This window comes from Microaerobacter geothermalis (assembly GCF_021608135.1).
In the GTDB taxonomy this organism is placed as follows: domain Bacteria; phylum Bacillota; class Bacilli; order DSM-22679; family DSM-22679; genus Microaerobacter; species Microaerobacter geothermalis.
Genome location: NZ_JAKIHL010000022.1, coordinates 1 through 19,369, shown reverse-complemented (window position 1 = coordinate 19,369; position 19,369 = coordinate 1). Strand labels below are relative to the sequence as shown.

Annotated in this window: 21 protein-coding genes; 12 read left to right on the top strand and 9 right to left on the bottom strand. The window is 39.9% G+C overall.

Annotated features, from left to right (window positions below):
* Positions 1 to 170: 170 nt before the first annotated feature.
* Positions 171 to 1,019 carry a D-amino-acid transaminase gene (gene dat / locus L1765_RS09450; protein ID WP_236406605.1) on the bottom strand — a complete coding sequence of 283 codons (849 nt, stop codon included), beginning with the start codon at positions 1,017 to 1,019 and terminating at the stop codon, positions 171 to 173.
* A 395-nt stretch (positions 1,020 to 1,414) separates the two neighbouring features.
* Between dat and L1765_RS09445 the strand changes: the two genes are divergently transcribed.
* The 5 genes from L1765_RS09445 (at position 1,415) to L1765_RS09425 (ending at position 7,522) form a co-directional block, all read left to right on the top strand.
* Positions 1,415 to 3,952 carry an adenosylcobalamin-dependent ribonucleoside-diphosphate reductase gene (locus L1765_RS09445; protein WP_236406603.1) on the top strand — a complete coding sequence of 846 codons (2,538 nt, stop codon included), beginning with the start codon at positions 1,415 to 1,417 and terminating at the stop codon, positions 3,950 to 3,952.
* A gap of 203 nt (positions 3,953 to 4,155) precedes the next feature.
* Positions 4,156 to 4,941, top strand: a complete 786-nt coding sequence (locus tag L1765_RS09440) for an enoyl-CoA hydratase (protein ID WP_236406601.1) — start codon at positions 4,156 to 4,158, stop codon at positions 4,939 to 4,941.
* Between the two features lie 18 nt (positions 4,942 to 4,959).
* Positions 4,960 to 5,805, top strand: a complete 846-nt coding sequence (locus tag L1765_RS09435; RefSeq protein ID WP_236406600.1) for a 5'-methylthioadenosine/S-adenosylhomocysteine nucleosidase family protein — start codon at positions 4,960 to 4,962, stop codon at positions 5,803 to 5,805.
* Entirely contained in the window at positions 5,771 to 6,781 is a 1,011-nt protein-coding gene (locus tag L1765_RS09430; RefSeq protein WP_236406598.1) for an SPL family radical SAM protein, read from the top strand. Before L1765_RS09435 ends, L1765_RS09430 begins: the two co-directional genes overlap by 35 nt.
* Before the next feature lie 42 nt (positions 6,782 to 6,823).
* Complete coding sequence (locus tag L1765_RS09425; protein ID WP_236406595.1) at positions 6,824 to 7,522, top strand: SDR family oxidoreductase; 699 nt, start codon at positions 6,824 to 6,826, stop codon at positions 7,520 to 7,522.
* 25 nt (positions 7,523 to 7,547) lie between these two features.
* Here the strand turns inward: L1765_RS09425 and L1765_RS09420 are convergent, their stop codons facing one another.
* Positions 7,548 to 8,321 (bottom strand): C39 family peptidase, encoded by a 774-nt coding sequence (locus tag L1765_RS09420; RefSeq protein WP_236406594.1) that lies wholly within the window; start codon positions 8,319 to 8,321, stop codon positions 7,548 to 7,550.
* A 206-nt stretch (positions 8,322 to 8,527) separates the two neighbouring features.
* Between L1765_RS09420 and pssA the strand changes: the two genes are divergently transcribed.
* Positions 8,528 to 9,013, top strand: a complete 486-nt coding sequence (gene pssA / locus L1765_RS09415; protein ID WP_236406592.1) for a CDP-diacylglycerol--serine O-phosphatidyltransferase — start codon at positions 8,528 to 8,530, stop codon at positions 9,011 to 9,013.
* Between the two features lie 168 nt (positions 9,014 to 9,181).
* On the opposite strand, the gene L1765_RS09410 is transcribed toward pssA, so the two are convergent.
* A complete protein-coding gene (locus tag L1765_RS09410) occupies positions 9,182 to 9,475 on the bottom strand; it encodes a DUF2642 domain-containing protein (RefSeq protein ID WP_236406590.1) in 294 nt (97 codons plus the stop codon).
* Between the two features lie 188 nt (positions 9,476 to 9,663).
* On the opposite strand from L1765_RS09410, the gene mntR reads away from it, so the two are divergent.
* Together mntR and L1765_RS09400 are read left to right on the top strand one after the other, a co-directional pair.
* Entirely contained in the window at positions 9,664 to 10,092 is a 429-nt protein-coding gene (mntR, locus tag L1765_RS09405; protein WP_236406588.1) for a transcriptional regulator MntR, read from the top strand.
* An 83-nt stretch (positions 10,093 to 10,175) separates the two neighbouring features.
* Positions 10,176 to 11,096: a patatin-like phospholipase family protein gene (locus L1765_RS09400; RefSeq protein ID WP_236406587.1), complete on the top strand. Its 921-nt coding sequence runs from the start codon at positions 10,176 to 10,178 to the stop codon at positions 11,094 to 11,096.
* 1 nt (position 11,097) lies between these two features.
* Here the strand turns inward: L1765_RS09400 and L1765_RS09395 are convergent, their stop codons facing one another.
* Positions 11,098 to 11,394 (bottom strand): hypothetical protein, encoded by a 297-nt coding sequence (locus tag L1765_RS09395; RefSeq protein WP_236406585.1) that lies wholly within the window; start codon positions 11,392 to 11,394, stop codon positions 11,098 to 11,100.
* A 51-nt stretch (positions 11,395 to 11,445) separates the two neighbouring features.
* The gene (locus L1765_RS09390) at positions 11,446 to 12,405 is read right to left on the bottom strand and encodes a DUF1385 domain-containing protein (protein WP_236406583.1); all 960 of its coding nucleotides are present in this window, start codon (positions 12,403 to 12,405) and stop codon (positions 11,446 to 11,448) included.
* A 282-nt stretch (positions 12,406 to 12,687) separates the two neighbouring features.
* On the opposite strand from L1765_RS09390, the gene L1765_RS09385 reads away from it, so the two are divergent.
* The 4 genes from L1765_RS09385 to efp all read left to right on the top strand — a co-directional run bounded on the left by L1765_RS09385 (position 12,688) and on the right by efp (position 15,407).
* Positions 12,688 to 13,050 carry a c-type cytochrome gene (locus L1765_RS09385; RefSeq protein ID WP_236406581.1) on the top strand — a complete coding sequence of 121 codons (363 nt, stop codon included), beginning with the start codon at positions 12,688 to 12,690 and terminating at the stop codon, positions 13,048 to 13,050.
* A 124-nt stretch (positions 13,051 to 13,174) separates the two neighbouring features.
* Positions 13,175 to 13,654 (top strand): YqhR family membrane protein, encoded by a 480-nt coding sequence (locus tag L1765_RS09380; protein WP_236406578.1) that lies wholly within the window; start codon positions 13,175 to 13,177, stop codon positions 13,652 to 13,654.
* 104 nt (positions 13,655 to 13,758) lie between these two features.
* Positions 13,759 to 14,829 (top strand): M24 family metallopeptidase, encoded by a 1,071-nt coding sequence (locus L1765_RS09375; RefSeq protein WP_236406575.1) that lies wholly within the window; start codon positions 13,759 to 13,761, stop codon positions 14,827 to 14,829.
* Positions 14,830 to 14,849: 20 nt separating this feature from the next.
* The gene (gene efp, locus L1765_RS09370; protein ID WP_236406573.1) at positions 14,850 to 15,407 is read left to right on the top strand and encodes an elongation factor P; all 558 of its coding nucleotides are present in this window, start codon (positions 14,850 to 14,852) and stop codon (positions 15,405 to 15,407) included.
* A 264-nt stretch (positions 15,408 to 15,671) separates the two neighbouring features.
* Here efp and L1765_RS09365 read toward each other — a convergent pair whose 3' ends face one another.
* The 4 genes from L1765_RS09365 to L1765_RS09350 all read right to left on the bottom strand — a co-directional run bounded on the left by L1765_RS09365 (position 15,672) and on the right by L1765_RS09350 (position 19,059).
* Positions 15,672 to 16,127 (bottom strand): DUF441 domain-containing protein, encoded by a 456-nt coding sequence (locus L1765_RS09365; protein ID WP_236406571.1) that lies wholly within the window; start codon positions 16,125 to 16,127, stop codon positions 15,672 to 15,674.
* 39 nt (positions 16,128 to 16,166) lie between these two features.
* Positions 16,167 to 16,886 carry a 2-phosphosulfolactate phosphatase gene (locus L1765_RS09360; protein ID WP_236406568.1) on the bottom strand — a complete coding sequence of 240 codons (720 nt, stop codon included), beginning with the start codon at positions 16,884 to 16,886 and terminating at the stop codon, positions 16,167 to 16,169.
* Positions 16,887 to 16,925: 39 nt separating this feature from the next.
* Positions 16,926 to 17,726, bottom strand: a complete 801-nt coding sequence (gene comA / locus L1765_RS09355) for a phosphosulfolactate synthase (RefSeq protein WP_236406567.1) — start codon at positions 17,724 to 17,726, stop codon at positions 16,926 to 16,928.
* 70 nt (positions 17,727 to 17,796) lie between these two features.
* Complete coding sequence (locus tag L1765_RS09350; RefSeq protein WP_236406564.1) at positions 17,797 to 19,059, bottom strand: MFS transporter; 1,263 nt, start codon at positions 19,057 to 19,059, stop codon at positions 17,797 to 17,799.
* Positions 19,060 to 19,369 lie beyond the last annotated feature (310 nt).

The following is a 19,369-nucleotide window of genomic DNA, read 5'->3' as shown; positions in this document are numbered from 1 at the left end:
GGATGTTCAAAATAGCTGCATTGACAGAGTTTAAGAATTTTATTGAAGAGTTTTTTGACCATGTTAGCCAACCGCCACTAATACTCCGCTTCTTAAGTAGTTGTAAAGTGGCGGTAAGCTCTTTACAACAAAGCCTATCTATTCATCTTCCAACGGAAGGCTTTGTTACTTTAATGTTTTTCCAAAGATAAATCGGCAACATATCGATCATAAATCTTTTGCAGCTGAATCGTGACAGGACCAGGCTTTCCATTACCTATGATCTGATCGTCAACGGTTACAATGGGGGAGACTTCAGCAGTGGTGCTGGTAAAGAAGATCTCGTCAGCGGTAAGCAGCTCCTCTTTCGTATAGGCTTTTTCAGCAATGGGAAGACCAAGTTCCCCTGCCAATTGAAAGACAAACTGTCGTGTGATTCCATTCAAGATGTAGTGATTGGCAGGATGGGTATAGATGGTCCCTTTTTTTACTATAAATACATTGGATGCACTGCCTTCTGTAATGGTTCCATTGCGATGTTGAATAGCCTCGATGGCTTTTGCTTCAACGGCTTCCTGCTTGGCCAGAACATTCGGCAAAAGATTTAAGCTTTTGATATCGCAACGGAGCCAGCGGATATCTTCAACCAGAATCGCTTTTCCGCCATTAGCCATTTGTGCAAGAGGTCTTGGCAACTCTCTGACATAAGCGGTAAGCACCGGTTCTATCCCTTGGGGAAATTGGTGAATTCGAGGAGCTACCCCCCTTGTGATTTGGAGATAGATAATTCCATCTATTAATTGATTGTTGGAAACCAGTTCCTTTAGTTTAAGATCTAATTCATGCAAGGAATAGGGGAGGGACATTTTAATTGCTTTTGCACTTCTTTCCAATCTCTCAAGATGTTCGGTCATTAAAAACGGTACCCCATTATATATTCTGATGACTTCATAAACTCCATCACCGAATTGATAACCCCGGTCTTCCACGTCAATATGTAATTCGTCCCGTTCCATGAACCGATCTTGATAAAGAATCATCGTAATCACTCCTCGTATGATATATTTGCCTTTTACTATGAAAACAGAAATCAATGATTTTTGTTCTATTGTACACCTATCATCGGCACTCGAAAAGTGAAAATGAAAAAAATTTGTCAAATCTCAAAGAAGAAGAAAACGGGTGATAACATGCGAAAATAAGAATTTTACTCTTGTTTTTATGAATTTTTTACCTAATTTCTATTTGACAAAATGAAAAAGTGTGTTCTCGAATACAATATATAGTATAAACGTATCAAATAAGACACTATATATTGATGTTTCCTTCTAAATATGGTATGTTAGTTCCGTAGCTCTTATCATACATACGAATTCCAAAAACATGTGGAGAGCACAATGTAAGGGCTCTATCTTTTTATGCTGGAGGTTGAGATATGGAAACATCAGTGAAAAAGTCTCAGCGGTTAGAAGGACTGAGTGAAAAGATTTTTCTCGATCGATATGCTCTGAAGGATTTGGATGCAGATCATGTTCAAACAGGGGACACTGTTCTCGTTTTGACCCATGATGATCCAAAGTTTCCGAAAAAAGAAGTCGGAGAAGTGTTGGAAAGAAATGGCAAAGAGGTAGTTATTCGCTTAAGAAGCGGACAGGTCGTCTCTTCCCAGCTTGAGAAATTGATTAAACCCCTTGAGCTTACCCCTGAAGAAATGTGGGACAGACTGGCAAAAGCCATTGCTTCGGTGGAAAAACCTGAAAAAAGAAAAGAATGGGAGAAAAAATTCCGGTATTTGCTGGAGGATTGGAAATTGGTGCCTGGGGGCCGCATCGCTGCCGGAGCAGGTGCCAGTGATGAACTTACCTTGTTTAACTGCTATGTCATCCCATCACCCCATGACAGCCGGGGCGGCATCATGAAAACCCTGACGGAAATGACGGAAATCATGTCCCGCGGTGGAGGAGTAGGGATTAATCTTTCTTCCCTCCGTCCCAGAAGGGCCCTGGTAAAAGGAGTCAACGGGTCATCCAGCGGTTCCGTTTCCTGGGGCGGTCTATTCAGCTATACAACCGGATTAATTGAGCAGGGTGGATCTCGCAGAGGAGCATTAATGCTCATGTTAAATGATTGGCACCCAGATATTCTTGAATTTATCACCGTCAAGCAGAATATGGGTTTAATCACCAATGCCAATCTCTCCGTATGTGTCGGCAATGACTTTATGAAAGCCGTGAAGGAAGATGGTGACTGGGACTTGGTATTCCCTGATACCTCCGACCCCGACTATGATAAAGTATGGGACGGCAATTTAAAGAAGTGGAAAGAACTTGGAAAAAACGTGAAGGTATATAAAACAGTGAAGGCAAGGGATGTTTGGCATACCATCATAGAATCTGCCTGGAAGTCTGCAGAACCTGGTGTGGTATTTATCGATTACTATAATGACATGTCCAACAGCTGGTACTATAATCCCATTATTTGTACCAATCCGTGTGGAGAACAAGGTTTGCCAGCATGGGGGGTTTGTAATTTATCCTCCATCAATTTATCCCAGTTTGTGAAAGATGGAGATGTGGATTGGGACAAATTAGGTGAAGTTGTTGCCCTGTCCATTCGCTTTCTGGACAATGTGATTGATGTGACCCCATATCATTTTAAGGAAAACGAAGAAAATCAGAAGAATGAAAGGCGGATTGGATTAGGGACCATGGGATTGGCTGAAATGCTGATCAAATTAAAGATTCGCTATGGAAGCCCTGAATCCCTGTTATTTTTGGACAAGCTATACAACTTTATTGCAAAGAAAGCTTATTTGGCCTCTGCCGAATATGCAGCAGAAAAAGGATCTTTTCCCAAATTTGACAAGGAGAAATTCTTACAAAGCCGGTTTGTGCAACAGTTTGATGATGAAGTGAAGAAAGCGATTGCTGAGAAGGGAATTCGAAATGTTACTTTGCTGACCCAGGCTCCTACTGGCAGCACCGGAACGATGGTGGGGACCTCTACCGGAATTGAGCCGTTCTTCGCCTTCGAATATTTCCGTCAAAGCCGCTTAGGTTATGACAAGCAGTATGTGCCTATTGCTAAAGAGTACCTGGAAAAGAACAATACTGATGTGTTGCCTGATTATTTTGTATCTGCGATGGATTTATCAGCAGAAGATCATATTCGTGTTCAGGCCGCTATTCAGCGCTGGGTGGATAGTTCCATTAGCAAAACAGCCAATGCCCCTGCTGATTTTACGGTGGAGGATACCAAGAAATTGTACGAATTAGCCTTTGAGCTTGGATGTAAAGGGGTAACCATTTACCGAGATGGTAGCCGTGACATTCAGGTGCTGAGCAAAGAGGAGAAGAAGGAAGTGAAAAAGGAAGGGACAAAGGGAACAACCAGTGAGTCTGTTAAAGCAGCAACCATACCTCCTCAGGTAGAAAAAGAATATCGTCGTCGTCCGTTGAAATTATCGGGTGCCACCTATAAAATGAAAACGCCATTGGGTAAGGCATATATAACAATCAATGATGTGGATGGAAAACCCTTTGAAATTATGATTAATGTCGGAAAGGCAGGAAGTGATGTATTTGCCATGTCAGAGGCTTTAGGGCGAGTCTCCACCTTGTTTCTCCGCTTTGGAGAGTTGCCGGATGGAAATAAAGCACGCCTTCTCATCAAACATTTGAAGGGAATAGGCGGGTCCGGTGCCGTAGGATTTGGACCCAATCGGGTTGAATCTATAGCCGATGCCGTTGCTAAAGCTTTGGAAATGCATATGGATGGGGAGAACCCCAATGGTTCTATTGCCGCTACGACTCAGTCGTTTATAGACAGCAGACTCACAGAAAATAAAAGAAATGTTTTGGAAGAGGATGATGAACCGGATGGGTTGGATTTATGTCCGGAGTGTGGATCTGCTTCCCTTATAGCTGAAGAGGGATGTAAGCATTGTTCTTCCTGCGGATATTCAAAGTGTTAGTATTTCGGTTCAATAAAATGCTAAAGTCCAAGTGTAGGTAATGCTTGGACTTTTGTTTTTTAAAAGTCTACTGGCAGACGGGTTCGTAATATGCGACATTAATACCGGTGAGGGAATAAATCCCAAACATTTTTGGATCAAACAGCAGACTATAATAAAATTTATTGGTATGATAATAGGAAAATACCGATAGGGGGAACCATATGAACACGAAAGAATATCATCACATTCTCTTAGAGATTGACTCTCCAATTGCTTATGTTACGATGAACCGTCCAGATAAGCGAAATGCTCTCTCCATTGAACATATGCAAGAACTGATTGATTGTTTTAACATGCTTGGTGGAAGCAAGGACGTGTCAGTGGTTATTTTGCGCGGAAGCGGTCCCGCTTTCTGTGCAGGGCATGATTTAGGAGAAATGGTAAACCAAACCCCTGGATTTTACCGCCATCTCTTCGATGTTTGTACAAGGATGATGGAAACCATACAATCGATTACCCAACCGGTTATTGCACAGGTTCATGGTATTGCAACGGCAGCTGGATGCCAATTGGTTGCCACTTGTGATTTGGCTATTGCAGCAAATACTGCTAAATTTGCTACGCCTGGTGTGAAAATAGGTCTTTTCTGCTCTACGCCTATGGTTGCATTATCAAGGGCAGTCGGTCGGAAGAAGGCCATGGAAATGCTATTGACAGGTGAACCACTTTTGGCAGAGGAGGCAATGGCAGCGGGATTGATTAACAAAGTAGTGCCAGAGGAGCAATTGGAGGCGGAAACAAGGGATATGGCAATGAAAATTGTCCAAGCCAGCCCATTTACCGTAGGGATTGGCAAGCAAGCCTTTTATAAACAAATTGAAATGCCTCAGCATTTAGCCTATTCTTATGCGAAAGAAGTGATGAGCTTAAACGCTACTGCAGCTGATGCAGGTGAAGGAATTTGTGCTTTTCTAGAAAAACGTCCTCCCCAGTGGAAAGGATGCTAATCAGAAGGAGTTTGTTCTATGCACTACATTGTCACTGCATTGTATAATGAAGCCAAATCAATCATCCATCATTTTCAGCTAAAGAAGATTCCATCTTCTTCAAAGTTCCAAATTTTTGGGAATGATGAAATAAAATTGGTGGTCAGCGGTGTAGGAATGCTTTCCTCGGCCATCGCAACAACTCACCTCTTAACTTTATACAGGCTAAAACATAATGAACAAATGAATGACAGTATCATAAATATTGGAATTTCAGGGGCGGTTCAGGATCACCTTTCCATCGGAGAGCCAGTCTTGGTTCACAAGATCATGAATCGGGCGACCGGTAAATCTTATTATCCGGATATTTTGATTCAACATGAGATGAGAGAGGGAGTGCTGGAAACCTTTGCCCATCCGGTGGAGAAGAGTAAATTTTTTACAATTACCGGTGATCTTGTGGATATGGAAGGGGCTGGTTTTTTTGATGCGGCTTCTTCTTTTTTGCCTCCTCACCATATTTATTGTGTAAAAATTGTATCGGATTTCCTTGAGCCGATGGCTCCTTCACAGCAAGAAGTTGCTCAACTCATTGAGAAAAATATTCCCGCTATTGCCCAATTAATTGAACGGAGCAAACAGCTTCACCAAAACAGTAAAGAGACATTAAGCGAAGAAGAAAATAAACTGCTATATGATATTAGTCGAAACCTAAGATTAACGACTACTCAAACCCACCAGCTATACCAATTGGCAAAGCAATATAAAATCAGAGAGAATCTGAACTTGGATTTTTTGAACCCTTTTTATCATATACAGGTAAAAACCAAGACAGAGGGGAAGAACTATTTTGAACAGATCAAAGAGCATCTTATTCATCCCTGATTTTTCTCACATCTATATTGAAAAAAGGATTAAGTCCCACCCCTTAACCGATCAAATCCTTCATCGGTTTCCTGGGGCCATAAAAATTGAAATTGACCACTATAAAGATATATTTAACCGGCCGAGACAAAATTTTTTTATCCAAAAAAATACCCAAAAGCTTATTTTGGCTGAAAAAAAAGATCAACGGATCTATCCTGGAGCAGAGGTTTGTCACGATTTCGGGAATAAGCATTTCTACTATACTTCTTCCATTTTAAATTGCATATACAACTGTGACTACTGTTATCTTCAAGGAATGTTTCCATCCTCCAATATCGTGATTTTTGTTAATATCGAGGATTTTTTTTCAGATGTGGAAGCCCTTTTGGAAAAGCATCCGGTATACTTGGCTATTTCCTATGATACTGATCTTCTTGCCTTTGAGAACATCGTTTCTTTTACGTCCAAGTGGATCAATTTTGCCCAAAACCATTTTGATCTAAAAATAGAAGTTCGCACGAAAAGCGTCAATTACTCTGCTGTTCAGCATCTTCCTCCATCGGAAAATGTCATATTGGCATGGACAGTATCTCCCGATGAGGTTATAAAAAAATATGAACCAAAAACTCCTTCTCTGAATGGCAGATTGCAAGCGATAAAGAAAGCGATGAATGATGGGTGGAAAGTACGGCTTTGTTTTGATCCTTTACTTCATATTAAGAATTGGCGGCAGCATTATAAAGAGTGCATAGACAGGACATTTGTCATGCTTCCCCCCGACAAAATTGAAGATATCAGCATTGGAGTTTTCCGTATGTCCCGTGAATACCTTAAGAATATTAGAAAAAATAGAACAGACTCCGCACTGATATACTACCCCTTTGAATGTAAGGACGGAGTATATCAATACCCTGATCATATCACCCGGCAATTAATTGAATACGTATTTCAACTGTTATCTTCCCGTTTTCCTTCGGAAAAGATTTATATATAGTATTCTGTTGAGAATTCAGGAGAAATGAAAGGGAGAAATAAAGTGAAAACTGCGATTGTGACAGGGGCTTCATCGGGTATCGGCCTTGCTATATCCACAAGATTGATGAAGATGGGATATCTGGTTTATGGTTTAGCCAGGGATTTTTCTAAGACCGATATAGAAGAGGGTAATTTTATAAAAATAGTGTGTGATATAACCAACACCTCTCAGCTGATTAAAACCGTCAAGGACATAAAAGAACGGGAGAAAGATATTTTTATCCTGGTGAACAATGCAGGAGTTGGTTTTTTTGGACCCCACGAACAGCTTAATCCTAAACAAATCGAGATGATGGTCGTAACCAATCTGCAGGCACCGCTGATAATAACCCAGCTCTTGCTCCGGGAAATCAAAAGGACAAAAGGATTTATTATTAATATTTCTTCCATCACGGCTAAAAAATCGAGTACCCATGGCTGTGCCTATGGAGCAACAAAAGCCGGTCTTTCTCATTTTGGAACTAGTTTGTTTGATGAAGTAAGGAAAACAGGAGCGAAAGTGGTTACCATACATCCTGACATCACGCAAACTTCCTTTTATGATCATTTGGATTTTGAACAGGGGGATGATCCGGATTGTTTTATTACCCCTGAGTGTGTAGCAGATACCGTTGAGCTGATATTATCCCAACGGGAAGGTACTGTTGTCTCGGAGCTGACCATTCGTCCTCAAAAACATATGATCAAGAGAAAGAAATAAATCTTGTACGATCCACTGGGAAGCGCTATTTGTATGATAATGCCTGTTTCCCAAGGGAAATCCAGGCCCTTTCGAAGGATTGCTTGTTGACCCTTCTGGCTTTGATTCCAGTAAGGGGGTCATTCACGTAAACATATTTTTGATCATAGCCTACCAGAAGGACGGCATGTTCTTCCATGGTGGCTTTTATTTTTTGATTCCGATGGACCCAAAAATCCCATACTCTAGGTTCTTTAAAATGGGATGTTGTCCAAATGATAACAGGTTTACCTTCACTTACCTGATTTAAAATTTGATTAAAATCTTTCCCTGACAAATTGATGACTCTGCCAGGAAGGTATTGCTCCATTAAACTTTCCATCGGTTTGGCATATACGGCATATCCTTTTCTCTTTCCTGTAATGTCCCCCACAAATCCTTCATTTGGGTTTCCCCACTTTGCTACGTCTCCTTCTTTTTTTTGGACAATTGGCTCACTTTCTTTTTTTACTTTTGCAGCCAGCTCCAATTTATTCGCGTCAATATTCGCAAACTGAAGCAGCATCGCTAAGCTGGTTACCTCACAGCCATTTTTTAATTCCGGTTTTTGAGAGATAATGGGAATATCTAAAAGGATTTTTTCATGGCCCTTTATTTTTATTTTGTTGTTTAGATTTTCTTCCTGATTTTTCCAATTGTCATGGATGAAATCGGCCTTTATTTCCAGCTGATCAGAAGATGATGGAGGTTCTATCTGGTTTAATTGGACTGGATTCTGGATACACGCCGTAAGCAGAAAACATACTGTAAAAAAAATCATCCGCTTCATCATCATCACCTTTTTCTTCTGATTTCTCTGGGTAAAACTAAAGATTTATCAAGGATAGCTTGTCCTACCTATAGTTTGTACGCTAGAATGAAAAAAAACGCCATGAGGGGATGACAATGATTGGCATGGGAAATAACAAAGTTAGAAGCTTAGCAATACACCAACGATCAATGTATAGAATGAAAGGATGAAATCATATGGATGTGGGTAAAAGTATTCCGAATTTATTCACATTAAGTAATTTGACTAGTGGAGTTCTTTCTTTGACATTTATAATGAACGGCTTTTTTAAAGCGGCGGGATTTTTGATTTTACTGGCCGCATTTTTTGATATGTTTGATGGAAGGATTGCCAGAAAATTAAATGTCCAGACGGAGTTTGGGGTTCATCTTGATTCATTGGCAGATATGATCAGCTTTGGCGTTGCACCAGGATTGTTGGTCCACTCCATGATTGGTGGTGGGTTTTGGACTACCGTGATACTGATCTTATTTCCCATTACTGGTGCATTAAGATTAGCCAGGTTTAATACGAACCCAACCCGGGGATATTTTGTGGGGGTACCCATTACATTTGCTGGAGGATTAACAGGACTGTTAGCAATATTTGGATTTTCCAGTGTTATCTTATCTCTACTCTTGTCGGTATTGATGGTTAGCACGATAAGGTTTCCTAAAATTTAAACTATGGGAAAATACCCATCGTATTTTCCTTTTTTATTTTTTATAAGGATATGGGCAAATGTCACGATCGTGCCAGGAAGAACTTTTTCGTACATCTGCCCGTATGATATAGGAAACTTACGTCAGGCGATTCTGATAAATAAAGGAGGCGCAGATAAAGCCAGCTCGTTAATCTCTGACATATATGATTTGATCTGTGCGAATATGAACCGGTTTCCCGTCATCCAAAACTACAATGTGATCTGAGTAGACGGCCTTTAATGTTCCTGTGATGGTATCACCAGTCGTGCTAACGGTAATCACCCTGTTTACTTTAGCGGATAAATGTTTTAAAAATGGATCCATAAATTCTTTGGGTTCAGGTTTTGGTTTAAGCATGGGATACTCTCTGTTTAACTCTTCTCTTGTATTTGTGGATGTCTTTAAGACACGATAGGGATAATAGGGGTTGTAGTAATACATACCAATAACACTCTCCTTGTAGTAATTTATTTTACTGACAAATTCAATTTATGTTGAAAAAAATCGAACGTATTAATGAAAGGGCCTAATTATTGACAAGATAATCACCTAATTTTAATGGAATAAATGGACAATTTTCATTAAAAATAGTATGATCAGTGTATCCGATTCTTTGGGGGGTGAATCTCATGCCTACGCCAAGTATGGAAGACTATTTGGAACAAATTTACAAGCTTATTGATGATAAAGGATATGCCAGGGTATCTGACATTGCTGAAAATTTAAATGTGCACCCTTCATCCGTAACCAAAATGGTTCAAAAACTAGATAAAACAAAGTACTTGATTTATGAAAGATATCGTGGACTCGTATTAACTCCAAAAGGGATGAAAATCGGTAAGAGGCTTGTTGATAGGCATAGCCTCCTTGAGGAATTTTTAAAAATCATTGGAGTGAATGAAGAAAATATATATAAGGATGTAGAAGGAATTGAGCATCACTTAAGCTGGGATGCCATCACGTGTATAGAATATCTTGTTCAATACTTTCAGGAAGATCCAAGCCGCCTTGAAGAATTACGAAAATTAAAGGAACTGGATGAAAATAAAGAGGGATAAAAAAGTCGCTTATTGCGGCTTTTTTGTTATAGGTCAAACCTTCACCTTCTATATATAGGATATAGGATAAGGAGGTGAAGAAGATGCTGGCAGACGCAGTTTTTGAAGGGGGTGGTGTCAAAGTCCTTGGGTTCTTGGGCGCGATCTCCATATTAGAACGGGAAGGTTATCAGTGGAATCGGTTGGCAGGAACATCAGCAGGAGCTATAATTGCCTCTCTCATTGCAGCAGGTTATACGGCAAGAGAAATAAAGGTAGAGATGGATCATTTAGACTTCAAAAAATTTCGGGACAGATCCGTATGGTTTTTGTTTCCTGTGATTGGACCTGGCATAAGATTTGCGATTAGGAAGGGTTTTCATTCCGGAAATTACCTGAAACAGTGGTTGGAAGTCCGATTGAGGAAAAAGGGGATTGTAACCTTTTATCATTTAAAAGAAGATAAGTTGAAAATCATTGCCTCCGACATTACTAGGGGAAAAATGTTAGTAATGCCTGATGATATAAAGGACTACGGGATTGATCCACACAATCTGAAGGTGGCGGACGCCGTTCGAATGAGCTGCAGCATCCCTTTCTATTTTGATCCGGTACAAATCATGTCTCAGAACAATGAGAAATGTTTTATCGTTGATGGCGGAGTATTAAGCAATTTTCCCGTTTGGATATTTGATACCGACAACATACCCAAATGGCCAACCATTGGCTTTAAATTGGTTTCTCCCAATGAAGGGAAACCGGCGAAGATTAGGGGTCCCCTTTCTCTTTCCCATGCCATTATCAATACCATGCTGGAAGCCCATGATATGCGACACGTAAAGCATAAACATGCCATTAGGACGATATTTATTGAAACAAACCACGTAAAAACCACTTCATTTGACCTTACGATAAAGGATAAAAAGATGTTGTATCAGTCGGGTGAAGAGGCTGCTAAGAAATTTTTAAGTGAATGGAATTTCACTTCATATGTAGAAGGTCTTCGAAGAAAAAAGGAAGGATAATTTATCCTTCCAACTTTTTTTGTTTCTTCTTATCTTTATTGCCTTCAATGACACGAAAGGGAAAAGGTGCATTCCTTACCTTTTTCTTCTTTGGTTTTTGGTGCCGAGGGAGGTGTTTAGAGGGGATTTTGGCATATGGTTTACCTTTTCCAATAAAATGTTTAATAACAAAGTAAAGAATAAAAGCAAGTCCCACATAAACAAGAGTACCTATAGGATTTTCTCTCAATTTCTCAAAAAAACCGACAAAAACCAAAAAGAATAACAAAAAAACGATACCCCTCTGCAATTGGAACATTCTTTCACTCCTCCCTAAGGTTGTTCAACAGGAAGATTTATAATGGTTCTATTAATGGCACATGCCAATATTTTCGTCTGAATCGGCTGGGGACTGTTTTAAAAGTTGTTCATCCAGTTCCCTCATCTTTTGAAAGGATGCAATAGCCACTTCTACTTGATAATCATCCGGTTCTTTTGTGGTCAGTTTTTGCATCCAAAGTCCCGGATATCCCAGGAATTTAAGAAGGGGAATTTCCCTTAATTTATTGGTATACTGCAGTGTTTCATAAGAAACTCCGATAACTACTGGCAGCAGTACAATCCGCTGAATGATTCTTTCCCAGATGGTGTCATAAGGAAAGAATGAATAAATGACTACCCCTACCAATACCGTGAACACGATAAAACTACTTCCACATCGGTAATGGAGGGTAGAAAAGCGTTGAACATTCTTTACTGTTAATTCTACCCCTGCTTCGAAGGCATTAATCACTTTGTGTTCTGCGCCGTGATATTGAAACAATCTTTTGATCAATGGTGTTTGGGATATTGAAATAATATAAATTAACAGTAGTCCGATTTTTATTGCCCCTTCTATGAGATTGCGAAGAATTAAGCTTTCTACCCATCGGTCAAAGAAGGTGGCCAAAGCGGCAGGGACCACTGTAAATATTAATTTTCCAACGATAAGGGAAAGGACTCCTATGGCCGCTACGCCCAAGATCATGGTTAAAGTGGAAGGTTTGCTGTTTTCCGCCACTTCATGATCTTGCTCGGGATCAACATCATACCTCTCTGCTGCAAAATTTAAATGTTTGGATCCATTTGCACTAGCTTCAATGAGGGCAACTATTCCCCGAATAAATGGAATTTTTTTAAGAAATGCCAATCTTTGATTTGGTTTTTTTTCTTCATAGTAATAATCGATTTCATGGTTCTTTCGACGAATGGCAGTCACATATATTTTTTTTCCGCCAAACATGACGCCTTCAATAACCGCCTGCCCTCCGTAATTTACGTTTTTATCCATGGTGAATCACCTGCTTATATTAATGTTTAATAACTTTATATCTCTATTTTACATGAAAATTTTCAAACATACTACAAAGGAAACTTATTTCATGTGGCGGATTTATATAAGAATGAAACTAAAGAATTTACTAATGTCAACCTTCAAGTTTGCGCAAAATTATTATTATTAAGTATCAACTATGGAAAAAAATTCTTGCAAATTTAGGACAATCATGTAAGAATTGAATATGTGAAAAAAATATATAGAAAACATGCAGATATTGTGAAGGGGGTGAAACGCTTGAAACGCACTCTATGGTTAGTCGTATTATTGGGAGCTTTGATGCTGATTCTTGCTGGTTGCGGCAATTCAGACAAAGCTGAAGAGCCTGCCAAGGAACAACCTGCACCACAAGAACAGGCAGCACCTGCAGCTGAGGTGGTTGCTAAGGGTGAAGAGGTATACAAAGCTTCTTGTTCCGGATGTCATGGACAAAATCTTGAAGGGTTAGTAGGTCCGGCATTGGATAAGGTTGGAGCAAAATATTCATTGGATGAAATTAAAGGAATTGTAGAAAAGGGAACGGACAAGGGGATGCCAGGTGGTCTGGTTAGTGGGGACGACTTGGATGCAGTTTCTGCATTCCTTTCTACAAAGAAATAATTAATATAAAGGATATTGGTATATAAAAGATAACAGCCATTGGGGTTGTTATCTTTTTTTTCTATACAAGCATCAATTAGTATCTTTCGCTGCATAATAAGAAGTGAAAGAAGGAGTGAATCGGATGGTAGAACAACCCGTGAACAATACGATAAAAACCAACAAAAGAATGCTATCTGCGATAAGCATTGGTTTATCAGGGGGGATTTTGTGGAATTCCCTTGACTATTTATTTTCGATATTTCAGTTTACCAAGGTAGGTCCTTCCGTCTATGCCAAATGGTTTGGGTTGGATCTCTACGATACTTGGTTAAATCAGATAATAGGAATAGCAATAGCTACTTTATTCACCGTGTTTATAGCCGTTGTATATGTCTATTGGTTTACCTGGACAAAAAAAATATGGGGAGGCATAGGACTGGGAGTAATCCTTTGGGCCCTTTTTTATTTTGTGGTCAGTCCTTTATTTGATTTAACAAAACCTTATTTCACATTAGGATGGAATACGATTACCACGGAATTTTGTCTGTTTCTGCTTCAGGGGGTATTTGTTGGATATACTTTATCTGTTGAGTTTAACGACGAGGAAAAGAGGAATAAATGATCGGAGTAATCAACTGTTCAAAGAGCAAATCTTATGATAAAATAACTTGGAAAATTGACTTATTTCGGGGGTTATATACATAAAGGGTTCTGAGGAGGAATAAGATGGAAAGTCGTTTGAAAAGATTGCGTACAGCCATGGCGGAGAAGGATATTGATGCTCTCTTAATCACAAATCCAACGAATCGGCGATACATATCTGGATTTACAGGTTCCGCGGGAATGGTTTTGGTTACCCATAATGGTGGTTCCTTTATTACCGATTTTCGTTATGTTGAACAGGCAAAAAAACAGTCTCCCCATTTTGATATAATAGATCACCAGGGAAAAGTGATAGGAACCCTTCTTAAAGAGCTTCAGCGGTTAAAAGTGAAAGGGATGGGATTTGAACAGACCGATGTGACATACGATACATATCTTACTTTTCAAGATGGTTTGGAAGGGATTCATCTTGTCCCGACCGAAGGAATGGTTGAAAAATTGCGCATCATTAAAGATAAGAATGAACTGGATATCATTCGTGAAGCGGCTAAAATTGTCGATGATGCATTTTCTCAAATAATAAAGGAGATTAAACCGGGAATAAGAGAGAAGGATATTGCCTTACAATTGGAGATTTTGATGAGAAGAAACGGTGCGTCTTCTTCCTCCTTTGATATTATAGTGGCCTCTGGAATTCGTTCTGCTTTACCTCATGGAGTTGCCAGTGAAAAAATCATTGAAGAAGGAGACATGGTCACCCTTGATTTCGGTGCAAAATATAAAGGATACTGTTCAGACATGACAAGAACCGTTGCCATTGGCAATCCATCGGAAAGATTGGTGGAAATCTATGAAATCGTCAAAGAGGCCCAAAGATTAGGGGTGCAGGGAATTCGCTCCGGATTAACAGGGAAAGAAGCCGATGAATTGACTCGCAAGTACATAACTGACAAGGGTTATGGAGAATACTTTGGTCATGGAACTGGTCACGGCATCGGGCTTGATATTCATGAAGAACCAAGACTCTCACTAACAGGTGAAACCGTTCTTCAGCCTGGAATGGTTGTGACCGTTGAACCTGGTATATATATACCCGGATTAGGCGGCGTACGCATTGAAGATGATGTGATTATTACAGAAGAGGGAAGCGAGATCATCACCCATTCTTCAAAAGACTTAATAAGATTAGGATAAGATTCAGGAGGAAAGCAATTATGATTTCAGTAAATGATTTTCGTACAGGATTAACCATTGAAGTGGATGGAAGTGTCTGGCAAGTGATTGAATTTCAGCATGTAAAACCTGGAAAGGGTGCTGCTTTTGTACGCTCAAAGCTGAAGAATTTAAAAACCGGCAGCATTCAGGAGAAAACCTTCCGCGGCGGGGAGAAAGTTTCCAGAGCAAGGGTTGAGACACGCCTTACCCAGTATCTATACAATAGCGGTGATGAATACACGTTTATGGATATGAACACTTATGAGCAGTTTACTTTGTCTGCTGCCCAACTGGAGAAAGAAAGGAAATTCCTTAAAGAAAATATGGAAGTCCATTTGGTAACCTATCAAGGAGAGATTATTGGTATTGAACTGCCGAATACTGTAATTCTTGAAGTGGTGGAAACAGAACCGGGAATTAAGGGAGATACGGCTTCTGGCGGATCAAAACCCGCTACATTGGAAACTGGACTTGTGGTTCAAGTTCCATTCTTTGTCAATGTCGGCGATAAATTAATTGTTGATACCAGATCTGAACAGTATGTGTCAAGGGCATAGGATAGCTAGCCGTCGCTTATATTCCCAGTAAAACTAAAGAATTTATACAAGGCCCTCAAAAACATCTGGGTATTTCCAAGGTGGAGTCAGTTTGAGGGCCGTTTCTCTTTCTTCCCGTTCTTTTATCCTCTTCGTTGAATGCGAACTTGAAGGCTGTCCTGTAAATTCGTTAGTTCCATCCACCCATATATTTGGAAGATAAGTGGTGGTAGGCTCCACAAAACGATAAATAAAAACCGCGGGAAGGGACCCGTGCTTTTCCTTTTATCTGACCAGCAATTGATACACTTTAATAATCAGGGCGGTTATTCCTGCTGCCATTAATGGGCCGACAGGAATTCCGCGTAAAAATATGATCCCAAAGATAGACCCGATGACCAGACCAACAATTAATTGTGGATCCATTTTTAATAAATCAAGACCTTTGCCATTCATATAAGTTGCGACTGCTCCTCCGAAAAATGCGGCTAACCCCATAAACGTAGTAAAAAGAGGAGAAACTTCTTTCCAGGTAATTTTTCCATTGGCAAAGGGGACTAAAACAGCCATGGTCAAAAATAGGAGTCCCAACTCTAGACCTCTTCTCTCGACGGCAGGGAAAAATCGTTCCAGGGAAGTAAGCTTTAAAATTAAAAGAATGCTGGCAGCTGTAGCAATGATGTGTGATCTCCCTAACAATCCGATAATGATTAAGATGATTAGCATGATTTCCCCAGCCATTGACTACGCTCCTCACGAGATGTACTTTTTAATATCACCTTATGAGAAGGGATGGACAAATATTCTATCCTTTTGGACAATCGGAATAATAGGGAAAAAATTTTCTTGTGAACAAAATATAATATCCTGTTCGTATCCCATCTGGCACAATCTTTTTCCGGTAGTTGAAACCATTAAACGTTCCTTGATGTGATTTTGCTCGAATAAATAAGCAGACATCATGGCTCTTGCAAAATCACTGATTTCCAACCTGGAATCAAGCAACGATAATTCATGGACAAGTGCTCCTGCCGCCAATCCATCTTCGATGGCAAACTCACCTCTTGTTCCTGCACATAGGAGAGTGACATGATTTTGATGAGTTGAGATAAAACGGGCGATTCGTTGAAGGTTAACAAAACCGGCGATTAAGGTCATGCTGGATTTATCAACCTTTTGAATAGCCTTTGTTCCATTTGTTGTGGAGATCACCAGTGTTTTATTTTCTAAGTTTGACTGATAAATTTCTGTTGGCGAATTATTAAAATCAAATCCGGGGATTTTTTTGCAGTATCTTTCACCGGCAAAGAAGTAATTATCATGTCCTTCAAGCATCTTGGCTTGACCCAGGGTTTCAACCGGGATGACACATTCGCACCTCCTGGCCAGAGCCGTAATGATTGTAGTAGACGACCGAAGAACATCAATGATAATGACGGTTTTATTCAGGATATCTTCATGCTTTACCTCATTTACGGTAGCAATAATATCAATTCTCATCTGCTCTCCCTCATTTTTATTTGATGATTTTAAAACATCCTAGGGGAGGGTTTGATATTGGATAAATGTATCGGATCGCAAGCCCCTTCTCAATGATTCCAACGAGTAAACATCATGGGGAAGTATATTTCCTAAATTTACTTGTGAACCGATATTGCGAATCAACTGTACCTGCTGTTTTTTCTTTGGCGCTTCCCAGATCAACAGTTCGGCATAAGGGAAATCGTTCACGATCTTATGAATTAGGAGGTCCTCTGTATTACCGCTTTTGTCGTAAATTCCCACATTTTCACCTGATTCTCTTCCCTCAATGATTACATAAGAGGCCCCGGCTTCAATGTCTTCTTCTACGGTTCTTTTCATATGGTGTATGTCAATTTTTGATCCATCCGCTTTTTTTCCATATTCGGTTAGAACTTTTAGTCCTTTTGATGCGGCCTGTTTAATCAAATCCCTTCGTTCTTCCTGAGAAAGATAAATGGTTCCATCTGATATCTCAACTGAGGAAAAACCCAATGAAACAATATAGCCAAAATAATGATCCTGCTTATTTTGTTGCACGGCGACTTCTAAAAATGTTCCTCCAGGGGAAATCTCCACTCCATATTCATGGGCCAAAGCGATTTTTCTTCTGATGATCTCAATAGGATATAAGGCAGAGGTCCCAAATCCCAGTTTAATAAAGTCGATATAGGAACTAGCCATTTGCAGCAGATCCTTAAACTGATGAATTCCCATCCCTTTATCAATGATCATGGTAATTCCGGTTTGACGGGGTTTTTCTTGTCGGATTTGGGACGGGTCGATTAATGAGCGATGCCAAAAGGGTTCTTGATGCATGATTTCCCTCCTCTTTACACATTTGCAACAGTATCTTATGCATTTGCCCAAAGAGGGGTGATTGAACGGTTTAACTCCCCGCCAATTGACGTTTGCGGAAAAGGGATTTCGTTTTTCTTCCTTCCCCATTCATTTGAGAAGTTTGTTTTAAAAATAACAAAACCAGGATTGCCGTTAAAAAGGCTATTCCGGAAATGGACCAAAATAAGATCTGCTTCTTGTCCATTAAAGCTCCAAAAACAGGGGGGCCAACTGCCACGCCGATAAATCGCACACTGCCGTATAAAGAAGTGATCATTCCCCTTTCTTGGGAGGGGACCGCCGAGGTGATCATTGTATTTAAACAGGGAAGAACGAATCCGCTCCCAATCCCGCCTATGGTTAGCAGGGAAATCAGGAGGATATTATTGGAGATAAAAGGAACCAACGAACTGACAACTCCGACAGAAATTAAACCAATAACGATCAATATTCTCATGAATCCCCTTCTTTTTTGGATAAAGCTTCCTGTCCAATATGAGGTCAGACTCATCCCCAATAATGGAATGGCCAAAACCAGTCCTTTTTTTACGCCATTTATTTTGTATGTGGCTTCCAGGATATCAGATAAATAAAAAAGAACACCAAATAACACAAACAAGGTCACTGCTCCAGATAGAAAGGCAATACTCAGCCATTTCCCCTTATTTTTCCAAACTTTGATGATGGAATCCTTATATTGCTTCAAAGGTATCGGCTTTTTATTTTTATTTGGTTCTCTTATGAAAAACCAAACGGCTATGGCTGCAGGAATACATAAAATGGGAAATGCAAAGAAGAGGGCATACCATGTAATTAATGCAATCAATGATCCCAATATGGGACTCAGCACTTTTCCCAATCCATTGGATGCTTCAATTATCCCTAATATTTTGCTTCTTTCCTGGCTGGTAAAAATATCGCTGACTAATGCCATTGCAATTGGCGCCGTTCCGGCCGCACCGATTCCTTGAAGGACTCTGCCTGCCAAAATCCAGTAAAAAGGACTTTTTGTCAATAGTACGGCAGTTCCGGCGACGATTCCCCCAGCCCCGTATAAAAGCAAACTGAAGGCAATTATTTTTTTTCTTCCGATACGGTCTGATAAGATCCCGCTTAAAGGAATAATGATCCCAGCAGGAATTGAAAAAAGCGTAATTAACAGACTAACCTGGAATTGGGTTAAATCCAATGTTGACTTTACAGTTGGTAAAATGGGAATAATCATCGAATTTCCCAACACCATGATCAGGGGAATTGAGCTTAAAGTAAGGATGGTGGTTACTTTCGAAGATGATTTTTGACTGTCTTCCACAACGATTCACCTCTGTCCAGTCTAATGTCCTAATTTTCTCTTTTTCTTCATATTTTATATGGATGGTACTAAACTTACATGACCCGCAGGGTCACAAATTCGCATGAAAATAATTCCATCCAGTAGTTACCTAGTTACTGTATCATCGTTATCTTTCCATAATTGAAATTGAACAGGGGAATGGGTAAGTCGTAAATCTTTATGGTGGTAGCAATATCAGACCCCGCGAACTAAACGGACAGCATCGATCATTGAGCACAAATTCCTGTTGCTGCGAGCACGAATATCAAATTACTGTTTGTCTCTGATC